Here is an 18,229-nt window from a genome sequence, read left to right as displayed (position 1 = left end):
CCGAAAAGCACCCGATGCGAACGAGTTTCAATATCCCGGATGCGATCCTCGAGGAGTTCGATCGGGTCTGGCAAGACGAGGGACTGGATAATCGGTCCCGAGCAGTTCGCGAGGCGATGCAGGAGTACATCGAATCGCATTCTCGACTCGAAGACCTCAGCGGAGACGTTATCGCGCTCGTCGCCTTCGACTACCGCCATCACGAGGTGATCGGAGAACTCCACGCGGTCCAACACGAGTATCAAGATGTGATTCTCAACACGAGTCACACACACCAGGGCGAGTGGTGTCTCGAATCCTTATTCTGCCAGGGGGCCGGCGACCGCGTTCGAGAGTTGACCTACCGCCTCCGTGACTTCGACGGCGTGAACCGAGTGAAGATAATGGTGATTCGGGATAACTGAGCGCGGCAGACGCCCCGGAAATTCGCTCGCTCATACTGTCGGACAGAACGATGTGAAAATCATCGGCACCCCGTGGGTGCCAACATAATTCACGAATTGCTGTCCGACAGTATCAGTCCGCTGTCGTTGCCGTGTTCCCGGTCGACTCGGACCGCGTGTTCAGATAGAGGTAGAGCAACACGAGGATCAAGACGACCTGGACCGCCTTGTCAACGTAGTCGATCATCCCGTACTCTGACTTGGCCACGATCCAGAGGGGGAACTGCACGGCCGTATACGGAATCCCGATCAGGTAGAGCAGTCGCCGGCGATAGTCGAGGAAAAAGAGCACAAGTGCACCAGCGTAGCCGACGCCTGCGAGTGCAACAGGAGCCCGCCCCTCGACGATACCAGCATACACGTGGAGGACGCCAGTAATGACGACTAACACAACTGCTAGCCACTGGACCTGGGTAAGAGATCCGATCCGACCTGTCGATTGATTTTGTTTATTTCCCACAATACTACGGAGCGGTTAGCGAGGGATAAAGACTGTTATATCCGACTCCAGATTGCGTAATACGGTTCTACTCGAGACCTCTACGTCGTGGCCAGCGTGTTGATGAGCGCGTGATGCACCCATCCGAGCAGTCTTGACGACACATTTTTGAAACCCACCTGAGTCCGATAGTCCGTGTCAATTACGCGAGCGAAGTCTATCGATTCGCTCTACGAGGAGTGCAAGGAGTTCGACCTCGTGCTCGTGCCGGATGCGCCGATGGCAAGCGCCCTGAACCGGCGTCTCGACCACCCCCACTTCGGAGCTTTCGCGATCACACCACGTCGACTCGCTGCCAGACGGCGAGAAGAGGCCGAGGACCGGCTCGCGTTTCTCGAAGTCATCAAGGCGACCGATCTCGACTGGAAGGAGGCGTCCTACGCGGTCGGGAACATCCTCCAGTGCTGGGAGTACCAGGGGACGGCCGAAGCCGTTCTCGACTACGGGCAGTTCGCGACGGACCCGACGCACACTGCGGTCGACTGCATCGCGGAGATGGATACGACGTCCAAACGGCTTACCGAGTACACGATCGACGCCGACACGTCGGTCGCTGTCATCGGATTAAAGCAACTCACCGAACTCGAACGCTCGATTCTTCCCCCAACCTACGAGACGATCGACCCGTTCTCCGAGGACCCGTTCGATCAGCCACCGTTCCGAATCCTCGATTCGCCGGCCGCAATTGTCGATGCTGTCCTCGATACCGTAACGCACGAGAACGCCGACGACGTGGCCGTCGTCCTCGATGCTGCCAGTCAGTATTCCCCGCTCATCGAGTCGGCGCTGGACGCAGTCGACATCCCCTACTACGGCGGCCCGGGGTTCAGCGACGATACTCGCCACCGCGCATTTCTGCAACTCCTCCGAAGTGCACGCGCTGGCCGAGATACGCGAGTTGGCGATGTTCGACCACTCCTCTCCCAACCCGGGATGCCAATCGACATCGAGCACGACGAGAAGCGGCTCGTCGACCTCGACCACTCGGGAATCGAGTGGTTCCACGAGTTCCGTGAAGAGGTCCGTTCCTGCACCTTCGCGGACGCCACCGACGCATTCGAGGCCGTCATCGGTGCCGATGTCGACGCCTTCAGAGACGAACTTTCGACGCTCGGCCTCCTCGACGATCCCGTCACCGAACCGGCGGTTGACCGACTCGAATTCTATCTACAGTCCTACGACGTCCCGATCGATCGCGAAAACGAGGGCGTTCTGCTGGCCGATGCGAAATCAGCCGGGCACGTCGACCGCACCGTCGTGTTCTATCTCGGGCTTGACGAGGGATGGACGCATTCGTCGCCCCGCCGCCCGTGGGTCGATAACGATCAAGAGTTCGAGCGGAACATCCGGCAGTTCCAACGACTCCTACAGAACGGTGTCGAGCAGTACTACCTCGTGCAGGACACCGCCGGTGGAACGCCCGTCACTCCGTGTCTGTACTTCGAGGAACTGTTCGATGCTGAGTTCGACCGATTCAGTGACCTGGACTCACTGCGACATTCACGAACATCGCGACCGACGCAGGATGGGTTCGAGAAAGAACCGCTCGATGTCTCTCCCGAAGACGTCAGCGCACTCAGCCAGTCCAGTCTGAATACGTACGTCAACTCCCCCCGCGATTACTTCTTCAGTCGACTCCTCGACAATCCGGACAAAGACCACTTCAGGGAGGGCAATCTGTTCCACGACTTCGCAGAGTTCTACGTCTCGCATCCAAGCGTCGTCACGCCCGAGACACTTGAGGAGGTCGCGACACTCATTCTCGACGAAGTCGACCCGTTCCTCCGCGGCGTCGACCGAGAGGTCCGACGCACCAAATACCGCGTCGGCCTCCAGACGATCGCCGAATACCTCGATACGAACCCGCCGCAGGGCGATGAGTTGGCGACGCCCGACAGTGGCCGGAGCGAGAACTTCTTCGCCGAATACTACGACCGCCCCATCGAGTCTTCACACACCGAACGCTGGTTCGAGAACACCGGCCTCGGACTGAAGGGGAAGATCGACCTCGTTCACAGTCCCACCCGACTCCTCGATTACAAGAGCGGCTCGAAGAAGTCGGCATACTCGGTCGTCAAGCACTCGGCGACCGATCCCCCGAGCGACAAACCGAACTTTCAAGCACTCCTCTATCTCGCCCACCAGCGGACTGAGCACCCAGATGAGGAACTGCAGTTCACGTTCTTCCACTTCCTGGAGACGCTCGACGACGTCGTGAGAGGAGAGGGCGCTCTGGAGGACTGCCTCACGACGGTGACCTACTATCCCGTCACCTACGAGGAGTACATCGCGAGCCCCGCTGTCTTCACCGAGCTGCAGGAAGACGCCGCGAACGACTGTAACAAGACCTTCTCGAAATCGTCGTACGAGGTGTATCGGTCTGTGTTGGACGGCCAGGAGTTCCCAGACACCCGCGACAGCGACGAACTCATCGAGTCGGAGTTCGCCGGTGCACTCACTGCGCGATTGATTGCCGACGTTGGAGACTACAAGTACGTGAAAAACGGCTGTAAGCAGGCACTGAGACACTTGCTTCGAATTCGCAACCAGAACTACTTCACCGGCGACGTGGACGCGTTCGAACAGTTCGTCCAGGATCGCCTTGCAGAACTGAACACCCGCCGTGCCGGCGACGAGCGCTTCCCGGTACAGGGGCTCTCCGGCGACCCGAACTACCGGTACGTGGACAACCGGGACTGTATCCTGGAGGACGGATCGCGATGACCTCGCCGAACGATCGTCAGCAAGACCTCATCGACAGCAAACAGGGAATCCACGTCGTCGACGCCGGTGCCGGGACCGGAAAGACGTTCACGGTCACCCGCCGCTACGCCGAAATCGTCGACCAAGACAACGTCGAGCCCGAGGACGTCCTCCTCGTAACGTTCACCAACAACGCGGCCGCGGAGATGAAAGACCGAATCGTCGCCCACTGTGACTACGGAATGCGTGAGCTCTCTGAGGCGCCGATACAGACGTTCCACAGCCTCTGTCACGACATCCTGATGGAGCACGGCTTCGAGGCACCGACGCGTCTCGGCATCGACGACCGCATCACCGGATCGACGCGGGTGCTCGAAGACGAGAACGTCGAGAAGGCACAGTTCCGCGAGTTCATCCGGCGCTTCAGCGACGATCACCCCGAGTACGACGACTTCTTCCGCGCCGTCGAGGACCCGGTCGAACTTCTCGGATTGATCAATCAGCTTGCCGCAAAAGGTGTCTTCCCGACGGCCGAGGGCTGGTATCGCAACGGCGAGCGATATCTGGATGGTGACTTCGGGTCGTTCCGGGAGATCTTCGACGAGCAGAACCAACCTCGAAACGACGGGAGCAAGCAGTCCACGCTGCGCTCGAAGCTCGGCGACTACGGGAAGGGTAAGTGCTATCTCCCGGACGCACCCGAGAAAGAGGCGATTCGCGGTGGATGGGGAGAAAAGGAGGTGCCTGCTGCCGTCGCCCAGCTCGCGTTCGAGGAACAGCGAGAGGATCTCAAGAACTTTGTCCACGACGTCTATCACGAGTACGTAGCGTTCGCGCTCAGCCGCAACTACCTCAATTTCGGCTTCCTCCAACTGTTCGCGTTCGTCGTACTCTGTGAAGATCACCGACTCCGCGACGACGTCGCCTTCGAGTACGTGATGATCGACGAGTTTCAGGACTCCAGCGAGATCCAGTTCAAACTCGCACTCTTGCTCGCGGATACGAACAACGTCTGTATCGTCGGCGACTGGAAACAGAGCATCTACTCGTTCCAGTACGCCGCCGTGGAGAACATCACCGAATTCGAGTCTCGACTGGACCGGTTCGTCGACGAACTCAACGAAGACCACGAGCGCGTGTCGTGGGCGACACGCCCGATCATCGACATCGAGCTCGTCGAGAACTATCGGTCGACGCAGGACATCCTCGACTTCTCCGAACACAGTCTGGTGACACCCGCGGCGAGCACGGACGACGTCGACGAGGCTGCCGTCCGAGACCGCATCGTGTCACTTTCCTCGAACGCCTCGCACGAGAACTCCCACATCGAGGCGGTCCAACACGAAGACGAACACGAGACCGTCCTGACCAAGATTCAGGAGATCGTCGGGAACGACGCGTATCAGATCGAGGAGGACGGCGACCTTCGCTGCCCGGAGTACGGTGACATCGCGGTCCTCACCCGGACTCGTGACTTCGGCCGAGAACTCCTCTCTGTTGCCGAGGAGTATGGGTTGCCGATGGCGTACGAGGGTGGCATCGAGTTGTTCCGTTCCGATCCGGCAAAGCTCCTCTTAGCGTGGCTGCGGATCCTCGAATCCGATGCCGAGCGAGGCTGGGCGGTCGTACTCGAGGAAGCCGGGTACACGCTCGACGAGGTCAAACACATCCTCGAGAGCGAGAAGTACCCCGACAATATGCGGGCATTCAAGTCGGAGCTTGCGTCGCTGGAGACGGTCGGTGGGGTTGCCCAGCGCGTGTTCTCCCAGTACGACTACGACGGGGCGTATGCCGACGTGCTGCTGACGACGATACAGTCTGTCCACAACGCGACGACGTTGACCCGAGGAGACCTCATTCGGTTCATCGAACGCGGCATCGATGATGGAAGCACCCACGAGGTCCACGCGAGCGCTGGTCTGAACTCGGTGACTGTCCAGACCATCCACGCGGCGAAGGGGCTCGAACACCCCATCGTCGTGCTCGCGAATATGAACGCTCGTCGCTTCCCACCGTCGGGTGGGAACAGTAACGCGATCACGTTCGACGATCCGATCGGGTTACGCCAGCGGAAGCTCTACGCCGACGACCACGGGTATCCTCACATTCACGACAACTGGCGGGTCGATGTCTTGCAGAAGTGCCTCCCGCGTGGGTACGACGAGGAACGCCGCTTGCTCTACGTCGCGATGACGCGGGCAGAGAGCCATCTCGTGTTCGCTGCGGGTGAGTCCCCGAACACGTTCATCGAGGAACTCCCGGTCGCCCTCGAGGATTTGGAGCCTGACGTTCGAGCAGACGGCGTCAGCGAGACGGCGCAGTCACACTTGCAGATTTCCGTGCCGACGCCGGAAGGTCCGGTCGGACACTCGCCACACACGCTGATGCGCGACGACGTGTTCGAGGACGTCGACGACGGGAGAGGGACCGCGTTCGGGACGGAGACCCACGAGTTTGCCGAACGGTACGTGTTGGAAGACGGCGTCGAGCCCTCGAACGAGGACGAGCGTCATATCAAATCGTTCCTGGACTCGCTTGACGGAGAACTACGGGTCGAGGAGGACGCGTATCTCCCACTCACCATCGATGGGGAGCAGGTCACCATCTCAGGAGTCGTCGACCTCGTACACATTCGTCCCGATACCGTGGAGATCATCGACTTCAAGACTGACCTCGGACGGCACGCCGCGGATGAGTACCGGAAGCAACTCAGCCTGTACTACCACGTCCTGAACGAGTGGTTCTCTGACCGGGAAGTGACTGCAGGGGTCTTCTATACTGCTGACGGGTCCCGCGTCGGTGTCGAACCGATGTCGGAAGCGGAGATCGCGGATCTTGTTCGGAGTGTTCTCGACCGTTCTGAGAGAGCGGCATAAGTGGTCTGCACACGTTCTAATTCTCGTCGAACTGGGCAGCCTTACTCTTCGACGGGCTTCATCGCGGAGGAATCAACTCAGGGGGGCTGCATCCAGCGGTGCTGCACGGCACAGCGCAATCGACTTCGAGAAAGAGTCGGACAATCCCCATCGCTATCGGTCGAGATGCCTGAGGATGTAGAAACGAACGTAACGAATAGAATGAGAAGAACGAATGAAAACTAAGGCACCGAATAAAACGAGAACAGTGATCGGAACGAATGTATTTACAGCAATGGACTCTCGTCGACGTATCGAATGGGAAGAGTTCGTTGAGAAAAACGAAGGTAACGAATGAGACGAGGAGAGTGAACGAAGAGGCCGATCAAAAACAAATAAAACGAGTGTAACGAACTCAACGAATAACTTCGATTCAACGAGTACAACGAACGGGTGGTTTTAACATCGTCGTCGCCGTCTCACCGAGTGAAAATCCCTCACTGAACGCACCGAACTAAACGAGCATAATGAAAGAAACGAATCAAACGAACTAGTTGAGAGAAACAAAAGAAATGACAGAAACCAATACGGCACGAATCACGGTAGCGAATCAGAAAGGTGGCGCGGGAAAGACAACCGACGTCATACACACTGGTGGCGCACTCGCAGCACGCGGCTACGACGTCCTGCTTGTCGACATCGACTATCACGGCGGTCTCACGTGCTCTCTCGGCTACAGTGGTCTGTACTACGACACCGATCGGACCACGCTCTTCGACGTCCTCGACTTCGATCAGATGGAGTCGGTGAACGACATCATCGTCGAACACGAGGAGTTCGACATCCTACCAGCCAGTGAGAAACTCGCGAACAACAAAAACATCCAGACGCTGCTCGAAGCACCGAAGAGCCGCGAACGGTTGGGAATGGCACTCGACGAACTCGACAAGAACTACGACTACATCATCGTCGATACGCCACCCTCGCTGAACGTCCTCACCGATAACGCCCTCGTCGCGACCAGCAACGTCGTGATTCCTGTCATCCCCGAGAAACTCAACGCCAACAGTCTTCAGATATTCGCGAAGCAGTTGGGTTCGCTCGAACCAGCGTACGGTGACATCAACCGGCTTGCAATCGTGTGTAACCGTGTTGAGCAGAACTCCGAACACCGGAACACAATCGAGGAGATCAAATCGGCGTACTCGCTCCCTGTCTTCGAGATCCCAAAGCGCACCGACCTCTCGCAATCGATCGGTGACGGCGTGTCCGTCTTCGGCTTCGGGAAAGAGAACAAGCGGGTCGAAGACGCGCGGAGTCTGTTCAACGAGATCGCCGACCTGTTCGACGAGACGTTCGAGAAAACGGCACCTGCGGAGGTTGACGTATGACTGACGGCTGGGGTGATGCCTCCGGTATCGAGGGCAACTACGACGACGAGGACGACGAAGCCGATGCAAGCGAAACGAGTGAAGTGAACGGAACGGAGGGAACGAGTTCCTCGGCTGAATCATCCGACTCGAACGAAACGAACGAAACGAGTGCAACGAAAACGAATATCAAGGACGAGTGGAACGGGCGGACCATCTACATTCCGGACAACATTCTTGCTGAGATGGAGGACACCTATCTCGAATCACAGCTGACGCTTCGAAAAGCGGGTCAAGACGAGTTCAAAAAGAACCGACACTTCTACCCGCTCCTCGTGCAGTTCGGCGTAGAGGCCCTCTCGAAGGCGGATGCTGATGAAATTCAGGATCGGCTCTCGACTCTGGAAGACGATTGAGGTGGATCAACTCATCGATCCGGAGTTACTCGTCGAGGTCGAGGCAGTGGCTATTGTCCCGGAGTGACGTCCGCAACCGTCACTTATCGGGGTCCTTCGGGTGTTGGAGATCTCCGGCGTCCCTCACCAGAAACAGTTACTCGCCCTGTCTCCGCGCGTGGAGATGCTTTTCGACTTCGTCACTGCCGGTCGCATCCACGGCTACCGCAACGAGGTCGTCGTGATGCTGTTCGATAACATCCGTTAGCTGGCGTGCGGTTCTGAGTTTGTATCGGACTTCTGGATCGTCGACTTCCGCTGTCGCGTCCGCCAGGAGAGTGTCGATTGCACCGACGGGTGTGTCCGCCATATCAGGGCCCAGGATTCTCCGTAAAATAGTATTGGGAAACCGCGCTCGTTCGTGCGTGGGCACGCACAGTGCTGCAGTCCAGTTCGACGTCAGTTACTGAGTGCACGCCTTCGCTCACGTGACCGCACGCCGTCGGGCGATCACGTGCACGATCAGTTGGAAACGGCTATAGATCTGCTAGACGGCATCTCTTCGGCCGGAGCGCTGGCCTATCGGATGGGGATCGTCATCGCGACGATGGTCCCGATGTCACTCGTTCGGATGTCGATGTCTCCGCCGACGTAACTGACGAGCCAGTAGGCGAACCACAGTCCTAATCCCGATCCGTGTTCGAGCGGTTCTTCGGTTCCGGCCTCGATGACGCGCTGCTCTTGTTCGGGAATTCCGGAACCGTTATCGACGACCGAAATCGTACTCGTCGTCTCGTCGACTGAGGCGGCGATTTCGACCTGTGGCGAGGAGGCATCGGAGTGCTTGACGCCGTTCTCGACAAACTCGCGAATGCCCGGCAGCACGCGCGAGTCGATTTCGACTGTCTCCGGAGGCAGTTCCTGGATGACGACATTTCCCTCCGTGTACTGTGACTCTACACGGTCACGGATCCGCTCGAGACCGGCTTCTAGCCCGCAAACGGAGTCGGCTTCCTCGATGTTGTCTGCGAAGATCTGTCTGGCGTGGTGTACTTTCTCGCTGATATCCAGCAGGGAGTCGATATTGTCCTGGATCGTACGCAGGTGTTCGACCGACTGTTCGTCACTGAGCGTCTGTTCCAGAATGTCGGCGTATCCTTGGATTGCAGTCCCCTTATTGCGGAGATTATGTCTGAGCACCCGATCGAAGACGACGAGTTGTTGTTCCCGCAGTCGGTGGTCAGTGATGTCGTCTTGGATAGCAACGAATCCCTGAATCTCGTCATCGCCGTTCTGGATCGGAGCGATAGTCTGATTGAGGATTATCCGCTCGCCCGACTTGCGTTCGTTGACCGTTTCGCTCGTCCAGACTTCGCCCTCGAGGATGGTCTCCCAGAGGTCGCGGTAGAACGCCTCGTCGTGATCGCCCGATTTGAGGATGCGCGGGGTTTCACCGATAGCCTCCGCGGCCGTGTAGCCTGACATCTCCTCGAACGCCGGGTTGACGTACTCGATCGTGCCATTGGTGTCAGTCATCATAATCGCGTGGCCGGCGTGGGAGACGGCGTTTTTGAACTGCCGGAGGTCCCGTTCGCGCTCCTTTTGTGCGGTGATGTCCCGAAAGAGAGCCAACACCGCCGGCTCGCCGTCGTACGTGATCCGTGACGCTCGCAGCCCGATGTCTTTTTGCTCGCCCCGTGGCGTTACGACGGCGATTTCGTACTGGGTTGGCGGAGATTCTCCCCTCGTTCGCTGCTGGTGACGTCTGCGAACGAGCCGTTGATACTCCGGTGCGATGACCGACTCGAGGGTCATTCCCTCCAGAGCCTCACAGTCTCGTTCGACGATCGTCGCCATCTGCTCGTTGACGAACACGAACTCGCCGTCCTGTGCGACGGCGATCCCGTGTTCACTCTGTTCAACGAGCGTCTGATACTTCCGCCGTTCCTCGCGGAGCTGTTCGTTCTGCTCTTTGAGGTCCATAGCGAGCTCTTTCGTCTGCGCCCGCCGGACGAGGAGATTCGAGATCGTCCGGAACAGCGCCTGCTTGCCGACCGGCGCCGTCACCACGTCGTTGACAACGAGTGGACGGTCGCTGGACTCGATATCGGGGAGCGTAACCGAGACCGGCGAGTTCTCACGACGAATCAGAACCACCGGACAAAACACCGGCTCTTTTCGGCGCTTATACGATTCCAGTTCGTCGCGGTACTGCGGAAACGACGACTCGTCGACGAGGTGGAGGTCGGCCTCCTGAACCTCCTCGGCAGTGACAGGCGTGTGGGGTTCGGATACGAGTGACGCCAGCGCCTGTCGATTTCCCGCTCCGGCGAGTAACAGCTGAATCTTGGCCATCTTCGTGATCAGCGTGAACGGTCTGTAGTTTCGCTCGTGCGCTCTGGGACTCCGTTGAGTACGCCGTGGATGCCCGTCACCGATTCGCCGATCTGCAAGCCATCGGCCGTGATCGTATACCGGCGGGGAACCGTCTCGAAGCCGCCCACACGCTTTTTGAGAACCCCGGCGATACGCTGGAGTTCCCCTTCGAGTTCGATGTAGTTCTGGAAGACGATGTTATCGGCGACGTAACTGACGTGTTCGCTCGTCGCTTCCGGGAGCCCCGTCACAGCCGTTCGTTGGTCGATCAGGATAACAGAGACGTTCATATCCACGAGGTGCTGTGTGAGCGCGTGGAGCCGTCGCCGCAACTCGACGGCATCGCCTGCGCCTTTGATTGCCGTCTTGTACCCTTCGATCCCGTCGATTACGACGAGTTCAACCGCGTTATCCTGGACCTCCCGAACTACTCGGTCGGCGAACTCTTCCGGCGACTGGGTGAGCGAGTCAATCTCGTTAACGAGGAGCGATCCCTCCTCGCGCAACCGTGTGATCGGATGCCCGAACGTCTCTGATCGGTAGGTAAACGTCTCGATTGACTCTTCGAACAGATACGTGAGCGCCCGTTCGCCGTTTGCCGCGGCTGTCGCGAGGAACTCGGTGGCCGTCGTCGTTTTGCCGACGCCGGAGGGGCCACTAATGATCGTCACCGTCCCCCGTTCGAGCCCGCCACCGAGGAGGGAATCGAGTTCGGAAATGCCGGACGTGAACCGTTCCGGCTCGAAGGTCCGTGCGTGCCGTTCACGTTGCAGCGCTGGATACACCTGCAGGCCGCCCCCCCGAATTTCTAGCCCGTGCCTGCCGTCCCGCTGGCCGACGCCACGGTGCTTCGGGACGTGGATCCGACGGCCTTCTTTTTCGTCCTCGTATTCGAGCACGATGACGCCGTCGCTGAGCGACCTGAGTTGCATATCCATCTGCGCGTGCGGCGTCTTGGTGGCGAGGACGGTCGTTCCCCGGTTCTTCAGGTATCTTGCGAACGAGATGATACGCTTGCGAAACTGATACTCGCTCGGTTCGAGATACTGGAACTGCGTAATCGGGTCGATCAGTACGCGACCTGGATCCAGTTCCTCGATCGCATCGCGGACTTCGGCTATCAGGTTCCCGTCTTCGATGTCCTGAGGATCGACGACGTCGTAGGACTGCGCCCGCTTGAAAAAGTCCGACTCCGGCCCGACATCGAGGAAGTTAGCGCCGCGGATGTCGATTCCGAGTTCGGCCGCGTTCGCGCGGAGGTCGTCGGCAGATTCTTCGCCGTGAATGAACAGCACTGTCTCACCGGCCGAGAGACCTTCGCAGAGGAACTCCGTCCCAAGCAACGTCTTGCCCGTGCCAGGAACCCCCAAAACTAGATATAGACGGCCGTCTACGAACCCACCTTCGAGAAGCGAATCCAGTCCCGGGATTCCGCTCGAACTCCGGGTAAAGGATTGTTCAGGGGTATTCATATTCGTCCATCGTCACAGAGAGTGGATAAACATCACTATCGGTTATCGGGCCTGATAACCTAATTTCGAGTCACTCCCTGTCGGAGACGCGGTCGACCCCGCGGAACTCGAAGCGGGCCCCACCGTCAGTCCCCGCGGCCACGTCGACTTGCCAGTTGTGGGCGTCGACGATCTGACGAACGATGGCGAGACCGAAACCTGTTCCGTCTTCGGAGGTCGTAAAGCCCGAATCGAAGACGCCATCTCGATCTGACGGCGGGATTCCGGGACCATCGTCTTCGAGATAGAATCCCCCATCGATCGTTCCCAGTTGCACGGTCACGTCGTCGCCAGCGTGTTCCCGCGCGTTCCGAAAGAGGTTCTCAAAGAGTTGTGTCACTCGGGAGTCGTCCATCATACACTCGGCGTCGTCGACGATTCGGAGTTCCATCTCGCCGGTATTGACGTTCTCCCACGCGGCCGTTGCGACTGACGCCAGCGACGCCGGTTCCGGGTCAAGGACGGTCTTTCCCTGCTCGGCCAGCGCCAGCAACTCTTCGATGAGAGCCGCCATCCGATCGGTGCACCGCTGAATCTCGTCGTGTGCCTCTTTCGGATCGTCTTCGAGGCGAGCCATGTCGAGGTAGCCCTCGATGACGTTGAGCGGATTGCGGAGGTCGTGGGCGACAGTGCGGCCGAACTTCTCCAGTCGCTCGTTCTGTCGCTCTAGTTCGACCCGTTGCTGTTTGAGTTCTGTGATGTCGCGGTTGATGGCCACGAACCCGGTGACCTCTCCGTCGTCTGTGAGCGGCGAGATAGTCTGATCGATGATATACGTCTTGCCGTCCTTGCGCTCGTTGGTGATCTCCCCCGTCCAGACCTCGCCATCGAGGATCGTCTCCCAGAGATCACGGTAGAAGTCGTCGCTCTGCTCCCCGGATTTGAGGATCGCTGGCGTCTGGCCGATGGCTTCTTCGCGGGCGTAACCGGTCATCTCCTCGAACGCGGGATTGACGTACTCGATTGTCCCGTCACTGTCAGCGATCACGACTGCGTGTCCGGCCTGTTCGACGGCCTCACGGAAGACCCGGAGCTGACGCTCGCGCTCTTTCCGCTCTGTGATGTCTTGTGCTGTTCCGATGTGGTATTCGTCGCCCTCGATAGTGACGTGGGTTGTCACGGTCTCGACCGGGACCGTCGAACCGGTGTCGAACCGCTCGTGGAGCGTTTCTCGACGTCGTGACTCTCCGTTCTCGAAGGAGTTCCAGTAGCTCTCAAACCGGGTGACGTCGAACCGGGGATTCGCGGTCGCCATATGCCGGCCGTTGAGTTCCTCGGATGTTGTCCCGAGAATGTCAGCGTACGCCTGGTTCGCATACAGGATGGTCCCCGTTTCGTCGTAGGCTGCGATTCCAGTTCCCACCTGTTCGATCGCTTGCTCGAAGAACTGGAGGTTCCGCTCGCGCTGTTTCCGCGCGGTGATATCTCGGTTGATGGCGACGAAGCCAGTGATCTCGCCCTCCTCTGTGATCGGCGAGATGGTTTGATCGATGACGTACTCTTGGCCATCTTTGCGCTGGTTCACGATTTCGCCTGTCCAGACCTCGCCGTCGAGGATGATCTCCCAGAGGTCCTCGTAGAATTCCTCGTCCTGCTTTTCGGAACCGAGGACGGCGGGCGTTTGCCCGCGGAGCTCCGCTAGACTGTAGCCTGAAATGCTCTCCATCGTGGGATTGGCGTACGTGATCGTCCCATCCGCGTCAGTGACGAGAATCGCGTGACCGGCGTGCTCCATCGCCGTGTAGAGGTCCTGCAACTTCTGCTGCTGGCGGGCGATCGTCACACAGCTATTGATCCGGGTGGCCAGCAGTTCGTATCTGGTCTCGCCGGTGTCTTTTTCTAGGTAGTCGTCGGCCCCGAGTTGGATCGCGCGGCTGGCAACCTCCTCGGACCCTTGCCCGGCGAACATCACGAAGGGAAGGTCGGGATACCGACCCTTCACCGCCTCCAAAAACGCCAATCCGTCCATCTCCGGCATCGCGTAGTCGCTGACGACACAGCTTATCTTGGATTCGCTGTCGAGCCGGCCGAGAGCGTCTTTCGCGCTCGTTTCGGTGTACACCTCGAACCCGAACTCCCGCTCGAGATAGGTCGCGACGATGTCGGCGAACGCGTCGTCGTCCTCAACGAACAGCACCGTAATTGTCGTCTCGGCCGACCCAATATCGACAGACTGTACATCGGCTTCGAGCTGGGTCCGTTGTGACATCATTGTTCTAAGAGTACAAACAAATCTGACCGACCGGAAGACGCCCCCCACAGCGCCGCGGACGTTTCTTGGTTACGATGGGCATACCTGCCGATCCGTCCGCCTTATTATTTTTGAAAAGTTATTAGATTTGATACTGGTGGTATCGTTGCCGTCTCCCGCCTCTAAGCGCCCGCTCTAGCCGACGCTAATAGCGTGATCGGGGCCTGCAGTAGAGGGCTTTTCCACGTCTGCGTTGCCCAAGGCTACCCCTACGGACCGAGGCGCGTTAGCGCTGAATCGAGAGCCGAAGCAATTCGACTCACGCCCAAAATAAAGTTAACTATTATTTATCATTGTTGTCTATGTATTAGTGTTCGCTATGAGCACCGATGAACCAAGTCATTCGACGGAGGATCCCGGTCACGATCACCACGAGGTAGCAGGTCCGGGGTACCCGACACCGGCGGCGATGCGGACGGAGTCCGAACGAGAGAAGACGGCGTTCGTTATGGCGCCTCGCGTCGGTATGGACGTCGACGCGCCCGACTTCGTCGGCGTTGTCGACGTCGACCCAGATTCCGAGACGTACAGTGAGCTGATCGACACCATCGAAATGCCGAACAAAGGCGACGAACTCCACCACTTCGGCTGGAACGCCTGTTCGTCGTCGTGTCACGCTGAAGGTCTCGCCCGCGATCACCTGATCGTCCCAGGCCAGCGCTCCTCTCGAATCCACATTCTCGACGCCACAGATCCACGTGATCCGAGCATCGAGAAGGTAATCGAACCCGAGGAAGTGTTCGAGCACGACCTCTCGGCACCTCATACCGTCCACTGTGTTCCGGGCGGCAAAGTCGTCATCAGTATGCTTGGCGACGCAAACGGTGACCTTCCCGGTGGATTTCTCCAACTCGATCAGGACGACTTCTCTATCGACGGTCACTGGGAGGCCGACCGCGGCGAGATGGAGATGAACTACGACTACTGGTATCAGCCCCGCCACAACGTGATGATCTCGACGGAGTGGGCAGCCCCGAGGACCTACTATCCCGGCTTCGACCTCGACGACGTCGAGGCGGGACAATACGGCGACAGCATCCACATCTGGAACTGGGAGACCAAAGAGCACCAACAGACGCTGACGTTCGGCGAGGAGGGGCTGATCCCCCTCGAGATTCGAATGCCGCACGACCCCGAGGAGACGCAGGGCTACGTGGGTGCTGCGCTCTCTTCGAACATTCTCCGCTTCTGGGAAGGCCGCGACGGCGTCTGGGAGTGGGAGACGGTCATCGACGTCGAAGACCGCGAACATCCCGACTGGGATATGCCCGTCCCCGGCCTCGTGACGGACATCGTTCTCTCGCTGGACGACCAGTATCTGTTCTTCTCGAACTGGCTCCACGGCGATATGCGGATGTACGACGTGAGCGACTTCGGCAATCCGCGGCTGGTCGACCGCATCTGGGCCGGCGGCAACTTCGGCGACCGCCAGGAGGTGCAGGGCACCGAGATCCGCGGCGCACCCCAGATGCTACAGCTCTCTCGGGACGGCAAGCGCGTCTACTGGACGACGTCGCTGTTCTCCTCGTGGGACAACCAGTTCTACCCCGACATTGGATCAGAGGGGTCGGTGATGCTGAAGGCAGACGTCTACCCCGACGAGGGGCGGATGGAACTCGACGAGGACTTCCTCGTCGACTTCGGCGACGCTCCGGGTGGCCCGGCCCGCGCTCACGAGATCCGATGGCCCGGTGGCGACTGCACCAGCGACGTCTGGCAGTAGATGCCCCACGAGGTCACGCTACGGTGGCGCGACGGCCGCGAAGCGACGATCGACGTCGCCGACGGAGAGACGGTCATCGATGCGACAGAGCGGGCAGGACTCGGCGTTCCCTTCGGGTGTCTCTACGGCGCCTGTGGTACCTGCACCGGCCGACTCCTGTCGGGCGATCTAGTCCACATCGAACGCGCCCGCGCGCTGAAACCTCGTCACCGCCGTGACGGGTACGTCCTGCTGTGTGTGGCCGAACCTCGATCCGACTGCCGGATCGAAGTCGGCGCGGAGATCCAGGCGGATCTCGTCCCGAATCCGTGGCAGTAGCGTTTGAGGCGAGTTCGTCGGACTTCCGTTTTGCGAACCAGAGCGGCCGCTGTACCCTGATCTACTGCGGTTAAGGTGTCGCAGTAGGAGAAGACGTATTCACCCGACGTAGCGCAGAATCTCGAAGGCGGACTGCAACCCCGGGCCGCTCTCGACGAGTTGCTGGTCGCTGTGGATGCAACCAGTAGGGAAGAAGTCAAACAGCAGTCGGCTTTTTGCCGAAATCGGTATCAGAGATTATATATTAGTGGTGACAGATAGTAGGGGTACAATGGCAACTGCAGAGGCCGGTTCGACCGCAGACAAAGATTTCTCACAAGAGATTGTCAACGGAAACGCCCTCCCTGAAGACGAACTTTGGGATGTCCTCACCAGTAATTTGCGTCAGGTAATGGAATCAACGGGTGCTGCGATGCGGGTTGTGGACCTCGATTTCAACGTCGTCGTCGAAAACCAGCTGATGAAAGACCTGGGTGGAGTCGAGGCTGAATCGAGTGAGACGCTCAAATGCTTCGATCAGTTCTGCAATCCAGAGGTATGTGGAACGGGTAACTGTACGCTGAAACAGGTCGTCGACGAGGGCCAAGACGAGATTCGCGTCGAGGTCGAAAAGGAAAGCTACGACGGGCAGATTATCCCGACCGAACTCGTCGTACGTCCTATCTATGATTCTGCCGGCGACATCGTCGCAATCAGTGAGACGTTCCGTGATATCTCCGACCGTAAGTCGGCAACCCGAAGCATCAAATCAGCTGTCGACGAGGTCAAAGTCTCCTCAGAGGAGATTGCTGAAAACTCTCAGGACATTAGTGATCAGGCGATGCAACAACTGGAATCAATCACGAACGTCTCCCAGGAGGTGTCATCGCTTAGCGCCACAGTCGAGGAAATCGCAGCGACAGCTGACGAAGTCGAATCGATCAGCGAGCAGGCCCGTACTCAGGCCGAAGCGGGTGAAGAAAAAGCTGAAGAAACGGTCGAGATGATGGACGACATCGAGACTGCAGCCGATGAAGTGACGAGCGACATTCGGGCGCTCAACGAGAGTATCCAAGAAATCGACGAGCTCGTCGACGTCATCAACGATATCGCTGATCAGACGAACCTGCTGGCGTTGAACGCCTCGATCGAAGCAGCCCGCGCTGGCGAAGCTGGCGATGGCTTTGCGGTTGTCGCCGATGAGGTCAAAAGCCTCGCGAACGATTCACAGGAACGCGCTGCCGAGATCGAAGCCATCGTCGCCGATGTGCGAGCACAGACGTCTGAGGCAGTTGACAACCTCGAAGCGACGAACGACGTCGTGCAGGACGGCGCTGCGAAGGTGCAACGCTCCAGTGAGACGTTCAAAAGTATCGCCAACGTGGTCGAGGAAGCCTCAGACGGGATCACCGAAGTGGCGGACGCCACGGATGATCAGGCGATCAGCACCGAGCAGATCGCCAGTCTGGTAGATGAGACTGCCGAAGACTTCGAACGGGTGACCGATGAGGCCGAGTCGATCGCCGCGGCGAACGAAGAACTGACGTCGCGAATTCAAGAAGTGAGCCGGGAAGTAGACGAGCTGAACTCTCTGGACGTCCAGAGTCAGCTGTGACGATTTACTCTTCCGTGCGACGCGCACAGGAGTGAGTTGAATATCGCAGTTAGAAGTCATATAGGAGAATAATTTAAAATTAAAATTGAGCAATAAATTGTAAAAGAAGTTATATATTATATTCTTATAGGTACATCATACTATAGCCAGCGAAGAACAAGTTCAATAACGTAGACAGATTAGTTGTTTGT

The 18,229-nt window shown here is 58.5% G+C and carries 13 protein-coding genes; 8 read left to right on the top strand and 5 right to left on the bottom strand.

Annotated features, from left to right (window positions below; genetic code table 11):
* The first annotated feature begins 14 nt into the window (after window positions 1-14).
* Window positions 15-404, top strand: a complete 390-nt coding sequence (locus D3D02_RS13545) for a CopG family ribbon-helix-helix protein (RefSeq protein ID WP_121570525.1) — start codon at window positions 15-17, stop codon at window positions 402-404.
* Between the two features lie 112 nt (window positions 405-516).
* On the opposite strand, the gene D3D02_RS13540 is transcribed toward D3D02_RS13545, so the two are convergent.
* Window positions 517-903 carry a hypothetical protein gene (locus D3D02_RS13540; RefSeq protein WP_121570524.1) on the bottom strand — a complete coding sequence of 129 codons (387 nt, stop codon included), beginning with the start codon at window positions 901-903 and terminating at the stop codon, window positions 517-519.
* A gap of 174 nt (window positions 904-1,077) precedes the next feature.
* On the opposite strand from D3D02_RS13540, the gene D3D02_RS13535 reads away from it, so the two are divergent.
* From D3D02_RS13535 to D3D02_RS13520, 4 genes are all read left to right on the top strand, one after another.
* Entirely contained in the window at window positions 1,078-3,666 is a 2,589-nt protein-coding gene (locus D3D02_RS13535; protein ID WP_199723096.1) for a PD-(D/E)XK nuclease family protein, read from the top strand.
* Window positions 3,663-6,521, top strand: coding sequence for an exodeoxyribonuclease V subunit beta (locus D3D02_RS13530; protein ID WP_121570523.1), 2,859 nt, complete (start codon window positions 3,663-3,665; stop codon window positions 6,519-6,521). Before D3D02_RS13535 ends, D3D02_RS13530 begins: the two co-directional genes overlap by 4 nt.
* A 551-nt stretch (window positions 6,522-7,072) precedes the next feature.
* Window positions 7,073-7,891 (top strand): ParA family protein, encoded by an 819-nt coding sequence (locus D3D02_RS13525; protein WP_121570522.1) that lies wholly within the window; start codon window positions 7,073-7,075, stop codon window positions 7,889-7,891.
* Entirely contained in the window at window positions 7,888-8,286 is a 399-nt protein-coding gene (locus D3D02_RS13520; protein ID WP_121570521.1) for a hypothetical protein, read from the top strand. Before D3D02_RS13525 ends, D3D02_RS13520 begins: the two co-directional genes overlap by 4 nt.
* Before the next feature lie 136 nt (window positions 8,287-8,422).
* On the opposite strand, the gene D3D02_RS13515 is transcribed toward D3D02_RS13520, so the two are convergent.
* The 4 genes from D3D02_RS13515 to D3D02_RS13500 all read right to left on the bottom strand — a co-directional run bounded on the left by D3D02_RS13515 (window position 8,423) and on the right by D3D02_RS13500 (window position 14,361).
* Complete coding sequence (locus tag D3D02_RS13515; protein WP_121570520.1) at window positions 8,423-8,635, bottom strand: hypothetical protein; 213 nt, start codon at window positions 8,633-8,635, stop codon at window positions 8,423-8,425.
* Window positions 8,636-8,844: 209 nt separating this feature from the next.
* On the bottom strand, window positions 8,845-10,620 hold the full coding sequence (locus tag D3D02_RS13510) for a PAS domain-containing sensor histidine kinase (protein WP_121570519.1): 1,776 nt from the start codon (window positions 10,618-10,620) through the stop codon (window positions 8,845-8,847).
* An 8-nt stretch (window positions 10,621-10,628) separates the two neighbouring features.
* A complete protein-coding gene (locus D3D02_RS13505) occupies window positions 10,629-12,113 on the bottom strand; it encodes an ATPase domain-containing protein (protein ID WP_121570518.1) in 1,485 nt (494 codons plus the stop codon).
* Between the two features lie 70 nt (window positions 12,114-12,183).
* Window positions 12,184-14,361, bottom strand: coding sequence for a PAS domain S-box protein (locus D3D02_RS13500; protein ID WP_199723095.1), 2,178 nt, complete (start codon window positions 14,359-14,361; stop codon window positions 12,184-12,186).
* Between the two features lie 361 nt (window positions 14,362-14,722).
* Between D3D02_RS13500 and D3D02_RS13495 the strand changes: the two genes are divergently transcribed.
* From D3D02_RS13495 to D3D02_RS13485, 3 genes are all read left to right on the top strand, one after another.
* A complete protein-coding gene (locus D3D02_RS13495) occupies window positions 14,723-16,126 on the top strand; it encodes a selenium-binding protein SBP56-related protein (protein WP_121570516.1) in 1,404 nt (467 codons plus the stop codon).
* Window positions 16,127-16,444 (top strand): 2Fe-2S iron-sulfur cluster-binding protein, encoded by a 318-nt coding sequence (locus D3D02_RS13490; RefSeq protein ID WP_121570515.1) that lies wholly within the window; start codon window positions 16,127-16,129, stop codon window positions 16,442-16,444. It begins immediately after the preceding gene.
* A gap of 175 nt (window positions 16,445-16,619) precedes the next feature.
* Window positions 16,620-18,038, top strand: a complete 1,419-nt coding sequence (locus tag D3D02_RS13485) for a methyl-accepting chemotaxis protein (RefSeq protein WP_121570514.1) — start codon at window positions 16,620-16,622, stop codon at window positions 18,036-18,038.
* Window positions 18,039-18,229: the final 191 nt, after the last annotated feature.

It is taken from the genome of Halobellus sp. Atlit-38R (assembly GCF_003665925.1).
GTDB lineage: Archaea > Halobacteriota > Halobacteria > Halobacteriales > Haloferacaceae > Haloquadratum > Haloquadratum inordinatus.
The sequence above is the reverse complement of the archived record's forward strand: the minus strand, read 5'-3'. Positions and strand labels throughout refer to the sequence as shown.